Below are 20,366 nucleotides of genomic sequence, written 5' to 3'. Positions count from 1 at the left end.
TCAGCCAAGGCTGTCAGCCAAGGAGGGGGCATCCGTGAACGAGACCCCGCACGCCCTGAGTTCCTCCCGCACGCTGTGGGACCTGCTCGACCGTCGCGCCCGCCTCACCCCCGATCGCGCGCTCTTCCTCCAGGACGACCGCACACTCACCTTCGGCGCACTGCGCGCGCGGGCCGAGCGGGTCGCGGCCGGGCTGTACGACATGGGCGTACGCCCCGGCACGGTGGTCGCCTGGCAACTCCCCACCCGCCTCGAAACGGCAGTCCTGTCCTTCGCCCTGGCACGCCTGGGCGCCGTACAGACCCCGGTCATCCCCTTCTACCGGGACCGGGAGGTCGGCTTCGCGCTGCGGGAGTCGAAGGCGGAGTTCTTCGCGGTGCCGGGCGTGTGGCGGGGCTTCGACCACACGGAGATGGCCCGGCGACTGGGCGCGAAGGGGATCTTCGAGGCGTACGACGAGCTGCCCGAGGGCGATCCGTCCGTACTGCCGCCCGCGCCGGCCGACGGCACCTCCGTCCGCTGGATCTACTGGACCTCGGGCACGACCTCCGACCCCAAGGGCGTGCTCCACACGGACCGTTCCCTCATCGCGGGCGGCTCCTGCCTCGCCCACGCGCTGCGCCCGACGGCCACCGACGTCGGCTCGATCGCCTTCCCGTACGCCCACATAGGCGGCCCCGACTACACGGTGATGCTGCTGCTCTACGGCTTCCCCGCGGTGATGTTCGAGCAGTTCGCGCTGCCGGACGCGCTGGAGGGATACCGCAGGCACGGGGTGACGATGGCGGGCGGGTCCACGGCGTTCTACTCGATGTTCCTCGCCGAACAGCGCAAGCGGCCCGACCGGAAGGTGATCCCGACGCTGCGGCTGCTCGCCGGCGGCGGGGCGCCGAAGCCCCCGGAGCTCTATCACGCCGTGATCAGGGAGATGGGGGTACGGCTCACCCACGGATACGGCATGACCGAGGTGCCGATGATCACGATGGGGTCGCCGGACGACACCGCGGAGAACCTGGCGACGACGGAGGGGCGGCCGCCGGACGGGATGAGGATACGGATCGTCGACGGGGAGGTGCGGCTGCGCGGGGAGGCCGTCTGCCGGGGCTATCTCGATCCGGCGCAGACGGCGGAGGCCTTCGACGAGGACGGGTTCCTGCGCACGGGCGACCTCGGACACCTCACCGACAGCGGACATCTGGTGCTGACGGGGCGCCTGAAGGACGTGATCATCCGCAAGGGCGAGAACGTCTCGGCGAAGGAGATCGAGAACCTTCTGCACGCGCACCCGGCCGTCGGGGACGTGGCCGTGATCGGGCTGCCGGACGCGGAGCGCGGGGAGCGGGTGTGCGCGGTGGTGGAGCAGCCGCCGGGGGCCGAGGAGTTGACCCTGGCGGCGGTCACGTCGTATCTGCGCGAGGAAGGGCTGTCGGTGCACAAGCTGCCGGAGCAGCTCGAGGTGGTGGACGCCCTTCCCCGCAACGAGACCTTGCGCAAGGTGCTCAAGTACAAGCTGCGCGAACGCTACGCGGGGACCGCTACTCAGGGACGGTGAAGTAGCGGGCGAACGCGGGCACGATCTCGGCCTCGCCGACCTTGCCGTCGCCGTCCGCGTCGAGTGCGGCGGCCGCCGCGCGGGCCGCGTCCTCCGGCACGCCCAGGAGGGCAAGCACGCGGGCGGTGTCGTCGATGGTGGCCGCTCCGTCGCCGTCGGTGTCGGCGATGTCGAGGGCCGCGTGCAGGAAGGGTCGGGCGATCTCGGCGAACCGCTCGGGGTTGTCGCGCAGGCGCTTGAGCGCGCCGTTGAGGAACTCGTCCCGGGTGATGCGCTGGTCGCCGTCCCGGTCCGCTATGCCGGCCATGCCCTGCCAGAACGCCTCCGCTCCGGCGTACAGCGCCTGCCCCTTGTCGGAGCGGGCCGCGGTGCCGAACTCCACGAGCAGCGCCTTGGCCGCCACGTTGAAGTCCTCGCGGTCGATGTAGCCGTTGCCGTCCTGGTCGAAGGTGGCGAACCGGTCGGCGATCCTGCGCTCGTACTCGCTGCTGACCATGTCTTTTCGGGCCGCCTTACGTCACGTGAGGGTGTATCTGGCACGGAGCGTACGACGTGGTGGGCCGTCGGGGCGCGGGAAATCGACGCTTGTACCAAGACCGGGGAAATTCTGCGACAACGGTGTGGCAGTCGCGGGCCCGGTGACGATCCGGTCTCTCAGGCGTCTCACGCCGACAGCGGGCCGGCCTCCTCCTCCAGGGCGCCGTCGACGTCGGCGTACACGTCGAACAGGCGTCGCACGCCGAGTGCTCCGAGGACCCGGTTGACGTGCGAGCCGTCGACCGCCCCCTGCGCCGGCAGGATCAGGCGCAGCGTGCCCTGGCACGAGCGGATGAGGCGGCGGGAGGCGATCAGCACGCCGACACCGCTGGAGTCGCAGAACTGCACCTCGGAGAGGTCGAGGACGAGGCTGTGGCGGCCCTCGGCCACCACGTCGTGCACTCGTTGACGCAGCACCGGCGATGTCACCAGGTCCATTTCACCGGAGACGTGGAGCACGGCCCATCCGGCCTGCTCAACGTCGGTCACTTTGAACGCCACCACCGACGCCCTTCACTCGCTGGAGAATCCCGGAAAACCGGAAGCGGAAGCCGTCCCTACGCTTCCTTGCAGCGCGGCTGCCCAGCGGCGGTTCCCTGAAACACGACGTCAGAAACGGTAATCGAACAAAAGAGGCTTGTTTCAGTCGTATTCGATCCTGTTCGATCAGGCTTGACAGAGGCGATCGGGGGTAGACGCGCCCGGAAGTCCGCCCGGCGCACCCCGGGCCCCCCTACCACCTGGGACGGGTCGGGGGGCGCACATTGCCACAAAGGGGCGTGCGCGCTTGGCCATGCCGACTACATTCAAGGTGACGTTGGACGCAGGCTGGGCAGGGACGGACCGGCAGGGCCGCACGAGCACAGGGGTGAGGGGGCCGCATGGCGACGCAGGACGCACCGCCCCGCTGGGACCGCAGGATGCAGCAGCGGCTCGCCCGCGGGGAGGCTGCCGCCCTCGGTGAGCTGTACGACCGGTTCGCGTCGCTCGTGCACGGCCTCGCCCACCGCGTGCTCGAGGACGAACGGGCGGCCGACCGCATCACCCGCGAGGTCTTCACCCACGTCTGGGAGAACCCGGACGCCTACGACCCGAAGAAGGGCCCCCTGCGTACCTGGGTCGCCACGCTCACCCACCGTCTCGCCGTACAGCGGCTGCGCGCGACGGAGACGGAGGCTCTCACCCAGGGCGGCGAAGGCTCCGCCGACGACGCCGAGGACCTGGAGAACAAGGTCCGGCACGCCTCGGTCGCCGCCCGCGCCGACTACATCGTCCACGCCATGCCGACCCCACTCCGCGCCGCCCTCGAACTCGCCTACTTCCAGCGCCGCGACTATCGCCAGACCGCGGTCGACCTCGGTGTCACCGAGGACGAGGCCCGCCGCCGCCTCCGCCTCGGCCTCCAACTCCTCTCCACCGCCCACGACACCGACACGCCGGGAGCACCGCCGGGGTACGGGGGTGCGGCGTGAGGGGGGCCGGGGGGTTCGACGACGCGGAGCGTGCGGCGCAGCAGGGACGGGAGCGTACGGCCGCGCACAGCGCCTCCGGGCTCGCGGGTGCTCCGGGAACGGCGACGCAAGGGCAGAACATGGCGGATGACTCGACCGACAGCTCCGGCGCGCAGGACCCGAGCGACTGGGGCGCACCGGACACCCTCGACGGCTCGGGCGGCACCAGTGGGGCTAAGGGGACCGGTGGGCCTGAGGGGACTGTTCGGACCGGTGAACCTGACGGGACCGGGTCTGGCGGGACTGGCGGCACTGGCGGCACTGGCGGGGTCAGCGGGACCGGTGGGCCTGAGGGGACTGCTCGGACCGGTGAACCTGACGGGACCGGGTCTGGCGGGACTGGTGGGTCTGGCGGGTCTGGCGGGTCTGGCAGGTCTGGCGGGAGCGAGGGGCCTGACGGGACCGATGGGACCGGTGGGTCAGACGGGACCGGTGGGGCAGGGAGCCCGAGTGGCGGTTCGGGTGATCCCGCCGAGCCTCCGCGTATACCGATGCCTCGTGTGTCCGTCGAGGACAGTGGGTTGGTGTTGCCCGGGTTGGGGGCGGTGGAGGCGCCGGTGCTGGAGCATCGGGTGTTGAAGGCGTTGCTCGGGGCGTGGGCGCTTGCGGCGTGTTCGGCGGAGGAGACGGCGGCGGTCGAGGAACACCTCGGCGACTGCGGGGCCTGCGCGGACGAGGCGCGGCGACTGCGTGAGGCGGTCGGCCTGTTGCAGCGCCCGGAGAGCCTCGACCTCGACCCCGGCCTGCGCACCCGCGTCCTCGCGGGCTGCCTCGACCGCCGCCCGCCGCGCATCCCGGTACCGGACTGGGCCGCCTCGTACGACGCCGAGACCGCCCGCCTCGACGCCCTGCTCCAGGACTTCGGCGACGCCGAGTGGCATGCTCCCGTACGCCTGCGCTGGTTCGAGCGCGACGCCGCGACGAGCCGTCGTACGACCGTCGCCGGGGTCATCGCGCACCTGCTCGCCGTCGACGGGCTCGTCGCGCTCGCGCTCGGCCTCGACGACCCCCTCGGCGACGCCGCCGCCGGCAAGGCCACCACGCCCGCCGCCCGCACCGAGGCGTACTGGCGTGCCTCGCACTTCCCGCCCACCCGCAAGGTACGGACACCGTGGCGGGAACAGGGCCACGACATCGTCCGCACGGTGTCGTTCACCGGCGGCTCGGGCGAGCGCGTCGTGTCGTACGGCGACTTCGAGCTGCACCTGCGCGACGCCCTGCTGGACCGGGCGTTCGAGTGCTGGGTGCACGCCGAGGACATCGCGGAGGCGGTCGACTACCCGTACGCACCGCCGTCCCCGCGCCATCTGCACCGCATGATCGGCCTGGCGGCGCGGGTGCTGCCGAACGCGCTCGCGGCCCGCCGTCAGGCCGGCCTGGCCACGCCTCCCCGCCACCGCCACCTCGTCCCGGCGGGCGAGCCGGGACGCAGCCTGCGGCTGGAGATCGAGGGGTTGGGCGGCGGCGAGTGGCTGATCCCGCTGGACTCCCCCGCCGCGGTGGGCTCCGCCGAGCACGAGGTGGCCCATATCGCCCTGGACGGAGGGGAGTTCTGCCGGTTGGCCGCGGGACATGTATCTCCTGCGGAGGCTGCGGCTGGTCAGGTCGGTGACCGCGAGGCCATCAAGGACGTGCTGTTCGCGGCGGCGTCGTTGAGCCGGATGTAGGGCTGGGTTGCTGCTTCGCGGGCGGGTGCGGGTGAGTGGTGGCAGGTCGCGCAGTTCCCCGCGCCCCTGAAAAACGTCGGGCCCTAGGCGAACACAACCGTCTGCTGGTGCCGCATCAGGCAACGTTCGCCCTGTCGACGACGGCGCGTAGGTGCCGGTCGTCGGCATGGCGGTTTCGCCAGATGATGTAGCGGCGGATCATGCTGCCCTGCTCTTTGTGGGTGGCGTGGTCGGTGCCGTCGAGGGTGAAGTAGCGCAGGGCGGTGAACTGGGCCTCGATGCGGTTGAGCCAGGAGGAGTTCGTCGGGGTGTAGGCGATCTCGACGTTGTTCGCCGCGGCCCAGGTGCCGACCCGCTGGCACTTGTTCGTGGTCAGGTGCGGGGAGAAGTTGTCGCAGACGATCGCGATACGGACCTTGTCCGGGTAGAGGGTGCGCAGGTAGCGGCAGAACTCCAGGAACTGCGTCCGCCGTCCGGTTGCCGCGCCGGGCGACACCGGCCTGTTGACCGGACTACGGGAGGACACGCCGGGCGGGAGCGCATCTCCGCTCGGGCGTCGACGGCTTCGACGACTGGGCGGTGGCGTCGGACCGCCGCTTTGCCAGGATGCGCCGGTTCCCGCCCGGAGCCGGCCGGGTGGTCAGCCCAGCGCGGGGCGTGTGCGGCGTGCGGCGCGTGCGGGCCGCCCGACTGCGGCGTACCAGACCAGGGCCGCACATATGAAGGCCGCCGCCGCGGAGGTTAGTGACCTTGTGAGGGTGTCGTTCCGTGCGCCGGAAACGAGGGCGACGGCCAAGGCCAGCGTCAGAGTGATGACGGGCAGCGCACGGGGGCTCCACGTGGCGCCTGGCGCGGCGGCTGGCGGCAGCAGCCAGGTTGCGAGGCCGTAACAGGCACAGGCCAACAGTGTGGCTCCCAGCACTTCGCTGGGCCGGTGGCCGCCCATGGTCGCGCTGGCGGCGGCGATGCAGGCGAGCCACAGCACACCGGCCGTGGCGACGTAGGGGCGGATGCGGGGGGAAACCACGAGGACGGTGGCGAGGGTCAGCGCGGCGGGGATGGCCGTGTGCCCGCTGGGAAAGCCCTGATCAAGGAGACTTTCGGGCGCGCCCACCAGATCGGGGCGGGGCATGGTCGATTTGAACACCTCCTTGCCTCCGGTCGCGAGAATGACGACCCCGAGCGCCGCGCACCCCTGCCGCCAGCACCGCCGCACCAGGGTGAGGACCACGATGACGGCCAGACCGACCATCAGGGTGGGCTTGGCGGTCAATTCCATCGGCGGCAGGGGTGTCGAGCCGTAGGTCGATCCTGACAGGGGGTAGATCCATGCTTCTTCGCCGCCCTGTATACCGAGGCCAAACAGGGCGTTCTCAGCTCGTTGCCCCCACGGGGTGCAGATGGCGAGCAGGTAGACCGTCAGGAACCCCAGGGTGTACAGCAGGGCCGGCATCCACGGCCGTGTCGTACGCGACGGGCTGGGGTCGTCGGGGGCCTCGGGGGCCTGCCTTGAGGCCCCCGGACGGTGCGCGGGCAGGGACGGAGAATCGTGCTGAGTCATCGCTCTGTTTCTTCCGTTGGGGAGAGTTCGGTCACGCACGTCTTGCGGCACGACGTGGGCCGCCGGGCTCGGCCGGCCCACCAGGGTCCGCTCCTATTCGGCGAGTGCCTGCCCCTGTCGGCGCTGGGCGGCGATCGCCAGGGCGGGGAGGGGTGCGATCAGCAGGATGAGGACGACCAGGTCCGGAAAGGACTGCATGAACGCGTCCGGACGGACGACGATCGCCTGCGTGCGGACGATCGCGACCGCCGCGACGGGGATCAGCCACCGGTGGTCGCCGGTGGCGGCCGTCGCCGCCCACGCGCCGAGCAGCGCGGTGACCTCGAGGACGAACAAACCGCGCTGGAAAGCCGGACTGACGGAGATGATGTGCAGGCCCCCGGCCACGAACATGGCGAGCACGACGGGGGCCAGCCAGCGGTACGAGCGGCGTCGCAGACGGCTGGGACGGCAGAGCGCCAGCACCGCGCACGCGGCGCACAGCGCCCCCGAGAGCACCAGGTCACGGGCCGTTATCGGGGCGCCAAGACCGTAGTAGCCCAGGCCCGCCTTGCCCTCGTCACCGAAGAGGGTGCGGCCGTGGGACGTGGCGCCGGCCCAGATCATGGCTGCCGCGGCCGGCAGCGCGATCCACGGTCTGCCACGCAGCAGAGCGATCAGGCAGCCCAGCGGGAGCAGCCCGTAGGGCAGCAGCCGTATCCGCGTGGGACCTTCGGCCCACGGGTACCAGCCGGAGAAGCGGAAGGCGATGGCGTGCTGTCCGGGGTCGATGCGCAGTGCCCAGTGCCACACATCCTGCAAGTACGGAACCAGCGCCAGCGCGGCGAGGGCCAGGGCGGCCAGATGGATGCCGTCCAGCCACCACGGCCGGGCCGTGTCGTCGACGACGGCACGGGCGCGGGCCTGCACCCCGGCGCGCACCAGGGCGGCAACTTCCCGCGGCGGGGGCCAGGAGCGGCCGGGATACGCCTCGGACAGGCAGGCCAGCACCTCCTCTCCCTGCCGGGAACGGTAGGGCTCGGGATAGACCGCAAGCAGCAGACGATTCATGCCGGGGCCGCTCCGGCATCCCGCGAGCGTCCGATGACGACGGCCGCCGCCTGCTGCATCCGCAGCGCCTCCCGGCCGAGCGCCTCGGTGCCGTCCTCGGTGAGCCGGTAGTAGCGCCGCGCCCGCCCGTCCACGATCTCCTCATGGCCGGCGGCCACCAGCCCGGCCCGCTCCATCCGCTCCAGCGCGCCGTAGAGAGTGCCGACAGCGATCCGGAGTCGCCCGTCGGTGGCCTGCTCGGCAGCCTTGATGATGCCGTAACCGTGCAACGGACCATCCATGAGTGCAGCAAGGATGAAGTACTGCGGTTCCGTCAAGGGCGGATTCTGTCGGGTCATGCATCGAGCATATATCGAGCTACGAAATATATCTGCCAGCACTGGGTGATCACCGGCAGCACCTCCACGCCCGCGGCGAGCGTCACCCTCTCCCGGCCGGCCGGCGGGCGCGACGGCGGTCTCCTCGACACACCCGCGCGGCGTTGGCGGATGCTCACCGCGACCTGGTCCGGGCCGAGCGGAATGTCATTCCCACCGTGTCCGCCGGACCCGTCTCGCCTCCGTTGAATCTTCCATGGACCAGACTCTGTTCGCCCGGACCGGCCGGGAGATCAAGAAGATCGCCAGATCCAAGCCGGCCGAGCACGGCCTGCCGTTCTCGACCTGGAGCCCAGCCGAGCTGGGCGACTTCCTGGTAGCCGAGGGGGCGTTCGACGACATCAGCCACGAGGGCCTTCGGGCCCTGCTCCGCGAGGAAGGCGTCTGATTTCAATGCATAGGGACCTGGAAGACCTCACACGACTACGCGGCCAAGAAGGCCCAGGTCGAACACCTCTGCGCGATCGCCGACGGTGAGGTCATACCCGAGGAAGGCGAGCCCGAAGTCATCTTCTGCATGGACGAGTTCGGGCCGCTCAAGCTCCAGCCCCACCCCGGTCGGCAGTGGACCGAACGCGGCGGCCGCCACAAGGACCCCGCCCGGGAACCGAGGCCCCGCCGGCGGGCGACCTACACCCGCCCGCACGGGGTCCGGCACCTGCTCGCCGCCTACGACCTGGCCAAGGGCAAGCTCTACGGGGCCACATCAAGCCGAAGAAGAAGCGGACCAGGTTCCTGGAGTTCTGCGTTACCTGCGCAGCCTCTACCCGCCTGAGATCCACATCGCGATCGTGCTCGACAACTTGAGCAGGGCAGCATGATCCGTCGCTACATCATCTGGTGAAACAAGCACGCCGCCGACGAACGCCTCCGCGAGGTCGTGAACAGGGCGAACGTTGCCTGATGCGGCACTAGGCGAACACAACCGTCCGGCGTCCGTTCAGCAGAATGCGCCGCTCCGCATGCCACTTCACCGCCCGCGCCAGCGCCTGGCACTCCACGTCCCGCCCGATCGCGACCAGCTGGTCCGGCGTGACGTCGTGCCCCACCCGCTCGACCTCCTGCTCGATGATCGGCCCCTCGTCGAGATCCGCGGTCACATAGTGCGCGGTGGCCCCGATCAGCTTCACCCCACGCGCGTGTGCCTGGTGGTACGGCTTCGCACCCTTGAAGCTCGGCAGGAACGAGTGGTGGATGTTGATGATCCGCCCGTTGAGCTGCTTGCACAGGTCGTCGGAGAGCACCTGCATGTACCGCGCCAGCACCACCAGCTCGACGTTCTCCGCCCGCACCAGCTCCAGCAGCTGCGCCTCGGCCTGCGCCTTGGTGTCCTTCGTCACCGGGATGTGGTGGAAGGGAATGTTGTACGAACCCACCAGCTCGGCGAAGTCCGTGTGGTTGGACACCACCGCGGCGATCTCCACCGGCAGCGCCCCGATCCGCGCCCGGAACAGCAGGTCGTTCAGGCAGTGCCCGAACTTGCTGACCATCAGCACGATGCGCATCTTCTCGTCGGCCCGGTTGATCTGCCACTCCATGTGGAAAGAGTCACCGATCGCCGCGAAGCTGGCGCGCAGCTTGTCCACCGTCACCGGCGACTCCGCCGAGAAGTGGACGCGCATGAAGAACAGGCCCGTGTCGTGGTCGCCGAACTGCTGGCTGTCCTCGATGTTGCAGCCGGTCATGAAGAGGTAGCTCGACACGGCGTGCACGATGCCCTGCTTGTCCGGGCAGGAGAGGGTGAGGACGTACTGGTCGGCCGGGGCCGCGGCTCGGGTGGACTGCTCGTTCATGCAGGAAAGGGTCCCATATCCCATGGACCCCACCGGAACCCGTCCGCCACGCGGACCGAGCCGCCGACACCAGACGCAGACCGCTAGGGTCTTTCGTTTGGATCAGGCCGGATCAGGGAGCGGGGTCCGGTGCCGTGCATCGCAAGGCGGAGGAGGGCGGCAGGGCGGAGCCCTGCCGACCGACGACAACGCGGCGAGGCGCGGTGCCGGGGCCCGCGAGCCCGGCATGATCCAAACGAGAGGCCCTAGGCGGACCGCGTCATGATCCGCAGCACCTCCAGGGTTCGCGGCGGCACGTCCGCGTCCTCCCCGTCGGCCGTGGCCATGCGCACATGCGCGTCGCGGGCCGCCCGCACCGCCTCCGGCCAGGCGGGATGGTCGACATAGGCGGAGACCGGCGCGTCCGGGCCGACCTGGTGCATGATCCGCAGCACCCGCAGCACCGCGGTGTCGACGAGCGCCGCCTCCTGCGAGTCACGGAAGATCGTGCCGACGTACTTCTCGGCGGACCAGTTGTCCAGCCAGGTGTCCTCGACGAGGCGGTACACGGCGTCGGTGACGTCCCCGTACCCGTCCACGCCTGCCAGCCAGACGTCCCGCTGGAACACCGGATCGGAGAGCATGTGCAGCGCCGAGCGCACATTGCTGCGCCAGCGCCACCAGGGCATGTCGTTGAGGGGCATGCCGCCCATGGTGAATGAGCGACGCCCGCGACGGGAAGAGTTGTCCGCACCTTGCACGGTCATCGATCGTACGTTCCCCCTCGACCACGGGTCACCGCCCCCTGCAATTCACCTCCGCGTCACCGACCGTTGACCGGAGGTCACTCCCAGGTTAGCGGTGTGCAGGAATCGTGCGTTTCCATGACCGGCAGGCGACGCAAGCGAAGCACCTTCCTCCCCTTGTTCGGCCACTCCACTCGTCCCGTCAGAGCCGCTGTTCGCTCGGTGGGCGCGCTGGCCGCGTGTGCGTCGCTCGCCGCCGGTTGCGGAGTCGTCCCCGGCGGCACGGGGGGCGCCGGGGACGCCCCCGTCACCGTCATGACCTGGGCGCCGGAACAGACCCAGGCGACCAACAAACCCGGAATGCCCGCCTTCGCGCTCGCCTACGCCCGCTGGGTCAACGCCCACGGCGGCATCAAGGGCCGCAAGCTCAAGGTCCTGACCTGCAACGACCACAACGACAGCGTCGAGGCCGCGAAATGCGCCCGGCGCGCGGTCAAGGAGAACGTGGTCGCCGTCGTCGGCTCCTACAGCCAGTACGCCAACTCGTTCTTCCCGGCGCTGGAGAGCGGCGGCGTCCCGTACATCGGCGGCTACGGCGTCACCAACAGCGAGTTCACCAGCCCGCTGTCCTACCCGGTCAACGGGGGCCAGCCCGCGCTCCTGGCCGGCCTGGGCAAGGAGCTGGCGGGCCGCTGCGGCCCCGTCTCGCTCGTGCGCCCCGACTCCATCGCGGGCGACCAGCTGCCGGCCCTGCTGGACTCCGGACTGCGGGCGGGCCGGCACGAGGCCGCGGAGGACCTGCTGGCCAAGGAGGACTCCACGGAGTACGGCACGCAGTCCCAGCGCTCGCTGGAGCACGCCGCCGGGGACCCGGCGAAGGAGGGGTGTGTGGTGCCCGCCCTCGGGGACCGCAACGACACCTTCATGGACTCCTTCCGTCGCACCCGCGCCGACCATCCCACCGTGCGCACCGCGACCGTGCTCGGCAGCGTCGACCAGACGGTCATCGACGCCTCCGGCGGCGCGTCGGGGCCGTACGAAGGCGCGTACATCAGCGGCTGGTACCCGGTGGCCACCGACGAACGGTGGGATGAGATGAAGCAGGTCATCAAGGAGCAGGCCTTCTCCGACAACCGCATCGATCCCGCGGACGCCGGAGTGCAGACCACCTGGATCGCGTACACCGCGTTCCGGCAGGCCGTGGAGTCGCTCGAGGACGGCGAGGTGAGCGCGTCCACCGTGCGCAAGGCGTTGAACGACGGGCTGAAGGTGACCACGGGCGGGCTCACGCCGCCACTGCGCTGGCGCTACTCGGACCGGCTCGCCTCCGTCGGCTTCCCGCGCCTGGTCAACACCTCCGTGACCCTGCAGGTCGTCCGGCAGGGCAGGCTGGTGGCGGCCGAGAAGGGCTTCGTCGACGTGACGAAGACCCTGCTGGACGCGGACCTCGACTGACGCGGACCCCGACTGGGGCCGGGGGCGGGGCGGGGCCCGCCCGTCTCAGAGCTGGACCGGCTGGCGCTGGGTCAGCCCGTACGTCTTCGCGATCGCGTTCCACAGTTCGGCGGCGGTCTTCTTCTGCGTGCTCGCCGTGCCGCTCTCACGGTTGCCCGCCTGGGTCTGGCCCGTGGAGCGGGCCTGGCCCTTCTTGCAGAGCTTCTTGTTGCCGGCGACCTGGTCGGCCCAGGCGGCGTAGTGGTTGTCGGCCGCCGCGGACGCCTGCCACGCCTTGGTGAGGGCGGCCGTCAGCTCCGTGTGGTTCGGCAGCTTGTCGACGGACAGCCCCGACAGCTTGGTCACCAGGTCGTTGCGCTGCTTGGCCGCGTCACGCAGGTCCGTGGCCGCCTGGCCGAGGTTGGTGCAGGACTTCACGTCGCCCACAGCGTTGATCACGCTGGTACGGCTGCTGCCGCTGTCGGCCAGCAGCGCGTCCAGTGCGGTCGCCTGCTGCTCGGCCGGATCGGCGGCCGCGGAACCGGAGGCGTCCGTCGCGGGCGCCGAGGCGGCCACGGTCTTGTCGTCACCCTTGTCATCACCGCCGCCCCCGCCGGCCAGCAGCGCGCCGGCGCCGATGCCGACGACCGCGATACCCACGCCGATGGCCGCGATCAACGGCACGCGCGAGCCGGTACGCCCGCCGCGGCCGCGTTCGTCGCCACCGTCGTCCCGCGTCCCGCGCCGCCCGTCCGGACCGGCGGGCGGGGCGTACGAGGCCATGGGCGCGTATCCGTCGTGGCCGCCCTGGGGCTGCTGAATCCGCGGCAGCTGCTGAGTGGAGCCGGCCTGGCCCCCGTCGCCCTGGTCGCTGCGGAAGAGGTTGTCGAACTCGGAGGGCGTGCGCTGGTTCCCGTACGGCGCCCCACCGGGCCCGCCCGTCACGGGCGGGATGTACTGGGTGGCCTCGGCGTCGGTCCCTGCGGCGGGCGGCAGCGGCCCGGCTCCGGGCCGGGGCCCCGCGCCCGGGCCGGGTCTCCCGGCCGACGCCGCACCGTGCTCCGGCATCGGTCCGGGCCCGCCCTGCGTCGCGCGTCCCAGGAAGTGCGTGGACTCGGCCGGCGTCTCGGGCGGCAGCGCCCCGGGCCCGACCGGCGGAAGGTACTGCGTCGCGCCCTCGTCGGCGGGCGCGGCGGGGACCGGCGGCAGGTACTGCGTGGCCCCCTCGTCCGCCGGGGCGGCGGCGACCGGCGGTATGTAACGGGTGGCCTCGTCCGTGGGGGCGGCCGGGACCGGCGGTATGTACTGGGTGGCCCCTTCGTCGGCCGGGGGCAGCGGGGTGCCGGGGGCACCGCCCGTGCCGCCTCCCTGCCCGGGGTACGACGACTGCGTGCCGCCCGTGCCCTCGGCGCCGTACGCCGGAGGCTGCGCGGGCGTGCTGCCGCTGCCGTACGCGGGGGGCTGTGCGCCGGTGCCGTAGGCCTGCGACGGTGCGCCGGTGCCGTAGGCCTGCGGGTGGGCGTCAGCGCCGTAGCCCTGCGGCTGGGAGCCGGTGCCGTAACCCTGGGACGGGGAGCCCTCCTGGGGCAGTGCGCCCGGCTGCTGTGGCGCGTCCCAGGCCGGCGGCTCGGGCGTGCTCCACTGCTGGTCGGGCGGGGTCGGCCAGCCCGGGTTCGGCGGCGGGGCCGGGTTCTGTTGCTGGTCGGGGCCCCACGGGCGGTCCCAGGCCTGGCCGCCGGGCGGTGCCGCGGCGGGGTCCTGGCGGCCGTACTGCCCGCCGTGGTGCTGCCCCGTCGCGGGCCCCCGCTGCGGGCCCGGCTGTCGGTCACCCGATCCACCCGTCATGCCCGGCAGCAGGGGCTCGCCACCGTCGGAGGGCAGCACGATGCCTTCGCGCGCGGGCCGCGCCGAGGGCTCCTCGCCCTGTCCACTCTGCGTCACCGGGACTCCTACGAATGGGGGACCTTCGGAATCGTCGGCTCACGCTACCGGGTTCGCGGAGCCAGGTGCTACGCAGCTCAGGCCGTGACCTGGGTCCCTGTGACCGCCGTAACAGATCACCAGGCCGCCGAGACGGAACGCGCTCCCCCTCCGCCGAACGAGCCCTCCCTTCCCGACCGGAGCCCTGTTTTCCGTTCGTTCACGCGGCGACCTTCACCTCCAGCCGCGCCCCGAACTCCCGTACCACCGACTCGTCCCGGAACGGATCGAGCCGCTGCTGGAAGTCCTCCAGGTATTCGGCGCCCCGGTTGGAGCGGAGCTTCTCAAGGAGTTCCACGGCCTTCATCCCGGTGTGGCAGGCCAGTTCCACCTCGCGCTGCTGGACCTGGGCGGTGGCGAGCAGGAGGTGGCCGATGGCCCGCCTGCGCGCGCGTGACTCGGGGTGCCCGGCCAGGGACTGCTCGGCGCACCGCGCCGCCGCCTCGGCCTGCCCCAGGTCACGGTGGCAGTGCGCCAACTCGTCGGCCAGGTACGCCTCGTCGAAGTGCGCGATCCACGCCGGGTCGTCCCCGGAGTCCGGATCCGCCGCGTCCAGCGCGGTGACCGCGCGCCCGGACGCCACGTGGGCCGCCCGGGCATCGCCCAGCAGGGCGTGGCCGCGCGCCTCCGCCGCGAAGAACATGGCCTCCGCGCGCGGTGACACGCGCCCGCGCGCCCCCTCCTGCGCCGCCCGCGCCAACTGCGCGATCTCCCGCGGGTTCCCGAGCTGCGCGGCAAGATGGCTCATGGACGCGGCGAGGACGTACCCGCCGTATCCGCGGTCACCCGCCGCCTGCGCGAGCCGCAGTGCCTGGATGTAGTACCGCTGGGCCAGGCCCGGTTGGCCGGTGTCGACCGCCATGTACCCGGCGAGCTCCGTCAACCGCGCGACCGCGGCGAAGAGATCACGGCCCACCGCCTCCCGGTACGAGCCGGCCAGCAGCCCGGAGACGACGCTGTTCAGGTAGTGCACGACGACCGGGCGTACGTGCCCGCTGCCGTACTGGTGGTCCAGGTCGACCAGCGCCTGGGTCATCGCGCGGACCGCCGCCACGTCGGACTGGCCCACACGCGGCCCGACCGTGCGCGACACCTGGGCGTCCGGCGCGGAGATCAGCCAGTCGCGACTGGGCTCGACCAGCGCGGACGCGGCGACGGACGAGCCGGAGAGGAAGTCGCGGCGGCCCACGTCGCTCCGCCACAGCTCACACACCTGCTCGATGGCCCCCAGTACCGTCGGCGAGAACTGGAGACCGACACCCGACGCGAGGTTCTTGCCGTTGGCCATGCCGATCTCGTCGATCGTGACCGTACGGCCCAACTTGCGGCCCAGCGCCTCGGCGATGATCGCCGGGGCCCGTCCGCGCGGCTGCTGTCCGCGCAGCCAGCGCGCCACCGACGTCTTGTCGTAGCGCAGGTCGAGGCCGTGCTCGGCGCCGCACATGTTGACCCGTCGGGCCAGCCCGGCGTTCGAGCACCCCGCTTCCTGGATGAGCGCCTGCAGCCGTTCGTTCGGCTGCCGCGCGACGAGTGGCCTTGCGGCCATTGGCGTACCCCCTGTGGCTGCGGTGCCTGCCCGCGCACCGAGTTGATGTGTCTTTCCCGACCGGGTCACGTCGCCTCCGGCGAGCAGAAGCGCAAAGATCCGGCCGCAAAGATCAATGCCCCGCAAACAGGACGAAAATGCGAGGCATGTGAGGATTGCCGGGGTAACGGCAGAAGCCGGCCCCAACCCTGCCTACCCACTCACAACCCGGATCCTTCCGCGCGCCCCCACACATGCACCCATGCGCCCCAGAGGGGGGCCCAAGCTCCTCCCCGGCGCGCGCCGGACCCATGCCGTCAATCTCCGACGGCAGGCTTCGAGAGCCGTAACTCCAGGTGGACGCGGGAGTTGTGCTCAACGTGGAAGAGACGATCGCGGGCACCGAAGCCGTTCAGATTCCGAAGCAGCGCGGGGAATCGCTGTTGGAGACCGCCGTTCGCTATGCCGAGGAACGCCACTGGGACGTGTTCCCCGGCACCTGGCTGGAAGCGGTCGAAGGGGTGCAGCACTGCTCCTGCGGCGACGCCGCGTGCGCCGTCCCCGGCGCGCATCCGGCGCGTGCGGACTGGGCCACACAGGCCACCGGCAGCGCGACCGTGGCGCGCCGGATGTGGCAGAAGCAGCCGACGGCGTCGATCCTGCTGCCGACGGGGCGGACGTTCGACGCGATCTCCGTTCCGGAGACGGCCGGGTTTCTGGCGCTGGCGCGGATGGAACGGATGGAGTTGACGCTGGGCCCTGTGACGTTGACGCCGGATCGTCGGATGCACTTCTTCGTGTTGCCGGGGGCGTCGGTGAAGATGCCGGATCTGGTGCGGAAGTTGGGCTGGTCGCCCTCGTCCCTTGATCTGGTCGCGCTCGGGGAGGGGGCGTACGTGGCTGCGCCGCCTACGCGGTTCGGGTCTCGCGGGGCTGTGCAGTGGGCCTGCCGGCCTACGCCTGCGAATCGGTGGCTGCCGGATGCGGAGGAGTTGATCTCGCCGCTCGCCTACGCCTGCGGTAGGGATCGGTAGCCGTTCGGTAGCCGTTCGCCCTCGTATCTGCCTGGTGCTTGTCCGTCGGCGGCTGCCGGTTGTTCGTGGTTTCTCAGGCAGTTCCCCGCGCCCCTTCGGGGCGCTACCGGCACGTAGGGTTGATCCCTGACGGAGGGAGCTGGGGTGGGAAGTAGCGCCGTGCGCGTGCAGGGGCTCTGGAAGCGGTTCGGGCAGCAGGTTGCCGTTGCCGGGATCGATCTGGAATTGCCCGCGGGGAAGTTCGTGGGGCTCGTCGGGCCCAACGGGGCCGGGAAGACCACCACGCTGTCGATGGTGACCGGGTTGCTGCGACCCGATCAGGGGTCCGTCGAGGTCGTAGGGCACGACGTGTGGCGGGATCCGGTCGCGGTGAAGGCGCGGATCGGGGTGTTGCCCGAGGGGCTCAGGCTGTTCGAGCGGCTGTCGGGGCGGGAACTGCTCGGGTACAGCGGGCGGTTGCGCGGGCTGCCCGGTACCGAGGTCGACAAGCGGGCCACGCAGCTCCTCGACGTCCTCGACCTGGCCGGCGCACAGCACAAGCTGGTCGTCGACTACTCGACCGGTATGCGCAAGAAGATAGGGCTCGCGGCCGCTCTCCTCCACAATCCCGAAGTGCTCTTCCTCGACGAGCCGTTCGAGGGCGTCGACCCGGTCTCCGCCCAGACCATCCGGGGCGTCCTGGAGCGGTACACGGCCTCCGGCGCCACCGTCGTCTTCTCCTCGCACGTCATGGAGCTGGTCGAGTCACTGTGCGACTGGGTCGCCGTGATGGCGGCCGGCCGGATCCGCGCCCACGGCACGCTCGACGAGGTGCGCGGCGACCACCCCACCCTCCAGCGGGCGTTCCTCGACCTCGTCGGCGCGAGTGGCCGCGACACCGGTACCGACCTCGACTGGCTCGGTGGCCGCCGATGACGAGCGTGACCTCCACCGTCGTACGGCTGAAGCTGTCGCTGTTGCGGAACGGGCTGCGGCAGTCCGGGGGACGGCGGGCGGCGTACATCGTCTCCGCCGTCGTCGTTCTCCTGTTCGCCGCTCTGCAGTTCCTCGGTCTCCTCGCGCTGCGCGGGCACGAGCACGCCGTCTCGCTGGTCGTGCTGCTCGTGGCGGTGCTGGGGCTGGGGTGGGCGGTGATGCCGCTGTTCTTCCCCAGCGGGGACGAGACGCTGGATCCGACGCGGCTGGTGATGCTGCCGCTGCGGCCCCGGCCCCTGGTGCGGGCGCTGCTCGCGGCCTCGCTGGTGGGGATCGGGCCGCTGTTCACCCTGCTGCTGCTCGTGGGCTCGGCGATCTCCGTGGCGCACGGGGCGGCCGCGTTCGTGACGGCCGTCGTCGGGGTCGCCCTCGCGCTGCTGCTGTGCCTGTCCCTCGCGCGGGCCGTCGCCGCCGCCAACATCCGCCTGCTGACCAGCCGCAAGGGACGGGATCTGGCGGTGCTGAGTGGGCTGGTCATCGCCGTCGGCGCGCAGGTCGTCAACTTCGGTGCGCAGCGGCTCGGTTCCGCCGGACTCGGGGAGCTGGACCCGGCGGCCGCGGTACTGCGCTGGGTGCCGCCCGCCTCCGCGCTCGGCATGGTCGACTCGGTGAGCGAGGGGTCGTACGGTGTCGCCGTCGGACAACTCGCCGTGTCGGTCGGCGCGTTGGTGCTGCTGGTCGTGGCGTGGGCGCGCAGTCTGACGCGACTGATGACCGCGCCCGACGGTTCGACGCTGCAGGCCGCGGAGTCGGCCTCGCGCGATCGCGGTACGTCCACGGGTCTCGCCAGGCTGCTGCCCTCCGGGCGGACCGGCACGGTCATGGAGCGCAGCCTGCGGTACATCTGGCGCGATCCCAAGACGAAGGCCGCCTGGGTGACGTCCCTGGCGATCGGGCTGATCGTGCCCGTGTTCAACGCCCTGCAGGGCACCGGATCGCTCTACTTCGCCTGCTTCGCCTCCGGCATGCTCGGCATCCAGATGTACAACCAGTTCGGGCAGGACACCTCCGCGTTCTGGATGGTCGCGATGACGATCTCGTCGACCCGGGACGCGTACGTCGAGCTGCGGGCGCGGGCCCTGGCCCTGCTGCTGATCACACTGCCGTACGCCACCGTCGTCGTCGTGGTGACGACCGCGCTGCTGAGCGAGTGGCCGAAGCTGCCGGAGGTGCTGGGCCTGTCCCTCGCCCTGCTCGGCGCGCTGCTGGCGACCGGCGCGTGGAGCTCGGCCCGCTTCCCGTACTCCATCCCGCAGGAGGGCCACAAGAACGTGGCCCCCGGCCAGGCCGGCCTCGCCTGGATCGCCATCCTCGGCGGCATGGTCTCCGCCGCCCTCCTGTGCGCCCCCGTCATCGCCCTGACGATCTGGCTCAACATCTCCGCCGACGGCGGCCCCTACACCTGGCTGCTCCTCCCGATCGGCGCGGCCTACGGGACGGCGATCACCCTCCTGGGCCTCCGCCTGGCCGCCCCACGCACGGCAGGACGCCTGCCAGAAATCCTGGCAGCGGTGAGCAAGGGCTGACGGGGTCTTGTCGGCACCGGGGACCGGTAGCGCCCCGAAAGGGGCGCGGGCAACTGCGCGATCAGCCCCCGACAACCCGCAGCCGCCGACGTTCAGCAATCAGGCAGACGGAAAGGCATCCGGCGCTACACAGTGAGCACCGCGTCCAAGAACGGCTCGATCGCCGCCCGCCAAGCCTCCGGCTGGTCATAGTGCACAAGGTGCCCCGCATCGGCCACCTCCGCATACTGTCCCCGAGGCAACACCCGAACCATCTCCTGCGCCTCCGCCCGCCCCAACTCACCATCGAGGCCACGCACGACCAGCGCCGGGCACTGAACCTGCGCCAGCTCCTCCCAGTGCGCGTCGAACACCCACGTCTCGCGGGACTTCAGCATCTGCTCGGGTTCGAAGACGGGCCGCCAGCCGTCGGCAGACTCTTGCATCACCTCGGCGTAGAACGCGCCTCGGGAGGGGTTCGGGCGCTCCACCCAGGGATCGTCCTCGCCGAACCACTTCCGCACGTCGGCGAGGGTGGCGAAGGGGACCGGCCAGGACTCGAACCAGTCGCCCCACTCGCGCTGCGAGGCCCCGCCGAGCGCGGAGGCCCGCATGTCGCAGATGATCAGACCGTGCACCAGGTCGGGGCGTTTCGCGGCGAGCTGCCAGGCGGTCAGCGCGCCCATGGCGTGGCCGACGAGGAGGGCCGGGGCGAGGCCGAGCTGCTCCAGGGCGGCCTCGGCGTCGTCGACGTACGCCTCGCGTGTGTAGGCGGCCCGCGGGGGCTTCTCGGACTGGCCGTGGCCCCGCTGGTCGAGCGCGACCGCGCGGTGGCGCTCGGAGAGCCAGCGGGCGGTGGCCGCCCAGTGCGAGGCACGGCCCATCAGGCCGTGCAGTAAGAGGACGCCGGGCGCCCGGTCGGCCCCTGGGGCCGAGGGCTCGTCGACCGGTGCCGCCTGGCCGGGTACGAATGGCTCCGCCTGGCCGGGTACGAATGGCTCCGCCTGGCCCGGTAGCAGTGGTTCCGCCTGATCAGGAAGGAGCTGGGCCGGATCACTCTTGGGAGGATCGCCGAACTCCCAGGCGGCCAGGCGTACGCCACCCGCCCCGGTCACGTCGATGCGTCGCGCCATTGGTTCT

16 protein-coding genes and 3 pseudogenes are annotated in these 20,366 nt (G+C 71.4%); 8 read left to right on the top strand and 11 right to left on the bottom strand.

Going from position 1 to position 20,366, the window contains the following annotated elements; translation table 11 throughout:
• Window positions 1-34: 34 nt before the first annotated feature.
• The gene (locus tag AC067M_RS10950; protein ID WP_478696684.1) at window positions 35-1,552 is read left to right on the top strand and encodes a class I adenylate-forming enzyme family protein; all 1,518 of its coding nucleotides are present in this window, start codon (window positions 35-37) and stop codon (window positions 1,550-1,552) included.
• On the opposite strand, the gene AC067M_RS10945 is transcribed toward AC067M_RS10950, so the two are convergent.
• Window positions 1,536-2,048, bottom strand: coding sequence for an EF-hand domain-containing protein (locus AC067M_RS10945; RefSeq protein WP_478696683.1), 513 nt, complete (start codon window positions 2,046-2,048; stop codon window positions 1,536-1,538). The genes AC067M_RS10950 and AC067M_RS10945 overlap by 17 nt on opposite strands.
• A 167-nt stretch (window positions 2,049-2,215) precedes the next feature.
• Window positions 2,216-2,593 carry an STAS domain-containing protein gene (locus tag AC067M_RS10940; RefSeq protein ID WP_478696682.1) on the bottom strand — a complete coding sequence of 126 codons (378 nt, stop codon included), beginning with the start codon at window positions 2,591-2,593 and terminating at the stop codon, window positions 2,216-2,218.
• A gap of 377 nt (window positions 2,594-2,970) precedes the next feature.
• On the opposite strand from AC067M_RS10940, the gene AC067M_RS10935 reads away from it, so the two are divergent.
• Both AC067M_RS10935 and AC067M_RS10930 read left to right on the top strand, forming a co-directional pair.
• Window positions 2,971-3,561: a sigma-70 family RNA polymerase sigma factor gene (locus AC067M_RS10935; RefSeq protein ID WP_478696681.1), complete on the top strand. Its 591-nt coding sequence runs from the start codon at window positions 2,971-2,973 to the stop codon at window positions 3,559-3,561.
• 434 nt (window positions 3,562-3,995) lie between these two features.
• A pseudogene (locus AC067M_RS10930) lies at window positions 3,996-5,267 on the top strand (zf-HC2 domain-containing protein); the annotation flags it as partial.
• A gap of 115 nt (window positions 5,268-5,382) precedes the next feature.
• Here the strand turns inward: AC067M_RS10930 and AC067M_RS10925 are convergent.
• From AC067M_RS10925 to AC067M_RS10910, 4 genes and pseudogenes are all read right to left on the bottom strand, one after another.
• A pseudogene (locus AC067M_RS10925) lies at window positions 5,383-5,739 on the bottom strand (transposase); the annotation flags it as partial.
• A gap of 168 nt (window positions 5,740-5,907) precedes the next feature.
• A complete protein-coding gene (locus AC067M_RS10920; RefSeq protein WP_478696680.1) occupies window positions 5,908-6,720 on the bottom strand; it encodes a phosphatase PAP2 family protein in 813 nt (270 codons plus the stop codon).
• A gap of 201 nt (window positions 6,721-6,921) precedes the next feature.
• Window positions 6,922-7,878, bottom strand: a complete 957-nt coding sequence (locus tag AC067M_RS10915) for a hypothetical protein (RefSeq protein ID WP_478696679.1) — start codon at window positions 7,876-7,878, stop codon at window positions 6,922-6,924.
• On the bottom strand, window positions 7,875-8,216 hold the full coding sequence (locus AC067M_RS10910; protein ID WP_037689838.1) for a PadR family transcriptional regulator: 342 nt from the start codon (window positions 8,214-8,216) through the stop codon (window positions 7,875-7,877). The genes AC067M_RS10915 and AC067M_RS10910 overlap by 4 nt, the downstream gene beginning before the upstream one ends.
• A gap of 265 nt (window positions 8,217-8,481) precedes the next feature.
• On the opposite strand from AC067M_RS10910, the pseudogene AC067M_RS10905 reads away from it, so the two are divergent.
• Window positions 8,482-9,099: pseudogene (locus AC067M_RS10905) on the top strand (transposase); the annotation flags it as partial.
• Window positions 9,100-9,166: 67 nt separating this feature from the next.
• Here the strand turns inward: AC067M_RS10905 and purU are convergent.
• Both purU and AC067M_RS10895 read right to left on the bottom strand, forming a co-directional pair.
• Window positions 9,167-10,048: a formyltetrahydrofolate deformylase gene (gene purU, locus AC067M_RS10900; protein WP_478696678.1), complete on the bottom strand. Its 882-nt coding sequence runs from the start codon at window positions 10,046-10,048 to the stop codon at window positions 9,167-9,169.
• A gap of 245 nt (window positions 10,049-10,293) precedes the next feature.
• The gene (locus AC067M_RS10895) at window positions 10,294-10,794 is read right to left on the bottom strand and encodes an SCO4402 family protein (RefSeq protein ID WP_478696677.1); all 501 of its coding nucleotides are present in this window, start codon (window positions 10,792-10,794) and stop codon (window positions 10,294-10,296) included.
• Window positions 10,795-10,911: 117 nt separating this feature from the next.
• Here AC067M_RS10895 and AC067M_RS10890 point away from each other — a divergent pair, with 117 nt between their 5' ends.
• Complete coding sequence (locus AC067M_RS10890; RefSeq protein ID WP_478696676.1) at window positions 10,912-12,228, top strand: ABC transporter substrate-binding protein; 1,317 nt, start codon at window positions 10,912-10,914, stop codon at window positions 12,226-12,228.
• Between the two features lie 45 nt (window positions 12,229-12,273).
• Here the strand turns inward: AC067M_RS10890 and AC067M_RS10885 are convergent, their stop codons facing one another.
• Together AC067M_RS10885 and AC067M_RS10880 are read right to left on the bottom strand one after the other, a co-directional pair.
• Entirely contained in the window at window positions 12,274-14,148 is a 1,875-nt protein-coding gene (locus tag AC067M_RS10885; protein ID WP_478696675.1) for a hypothetical protein, read from the bottom strand.
• Between the two features lie 199 nt (window positions 14,149-14,347).
• Complete coding sequence (locus AC067M_RS10880; RefSeq protein WP_478696674.1) at window positions 14,348-15,733, bottom strand: transcriptional regulator; 1,386 nt, start codon at window positions 15,731-15,733, stop codon at window positions 14,348-14,350.
• A 350-nt stretch (window positions 15,734-16,083) separates the two neighbouring features.
• Between AC067M_RS10880 and AC067M_RS10875 the strand changes: the two genes are divergently transcribed.
• The 3 genes from AC067M_RS10875 (at window position 16,084) to AC067M_RS10865 (ending at window position 19,247) form a co-directional block, all read left to right on the top strand.
• On the top strand, window positions 16,084-16,746 hold the full coding sequence (locus AC067M_RS10875) for a bifunctional DNA primase/polymerase (RefSeq protein WP_478696673.1): 663 nt from the start codon (window positions 16,084-16,086) through the stop codon (window positions 16,744-16,746).
• A 126-nt stretch (window positions 16,747-16,872) separates the two neighbouring features.
• The gene (locus tag AC067M_RS10870; protein WP_478696873.1) at window positions 16,873-17,661 is read left to right on the top strand and encodes an ABC transporter ATP-binding protein; all 789 of its coding nucleotides are present in this window, start codon (window positions 16,873-16,875) and stop codon (window positions 17,659-17,661) included.
• Window positions 17,658-19,247, top strand: a complete 1,590-nt coding sequence (locus AC067M_RS10865) for a transporter (RefSeq protein WP_478696672.1) — start codon at window positions 17,658-17,660, stop codon at window positions 19,245-19,247. The genes AC067M_RS10870 and AC067M_RS10865 overlap by 4 nt, the downstream gene beginning before the upstream one ends.
• Before the next feature lie 125 nt (window positions 19,248-19,372).
• On the opposite strand, the gene AC067M_RS10860 is transcribed toward AC067M_RS10865, so the two are convergent.
• Window positions 19,373-20,359, bottom strand: coding sequence for an alpha/beta fold hydrolase (locus AC067M_RS10860; RefSeq protein WP_478696671.1), 987 nt, complete (start codon window positions 20,357-20,359; stop codon window positions 19,373-19,375).
• Between the last annotated feature and the right edge of the window lie 7 nt (window positions 20,360-20,366).

This window comes from Streptomyces sp. NPDC043427 (assembly GCF_056436655.1).
The sequence above is the reverse complement of the archived record's forward strand: the minus strand, read 5'-3'. Positions and strand labels throughout refer to the sequence as shown.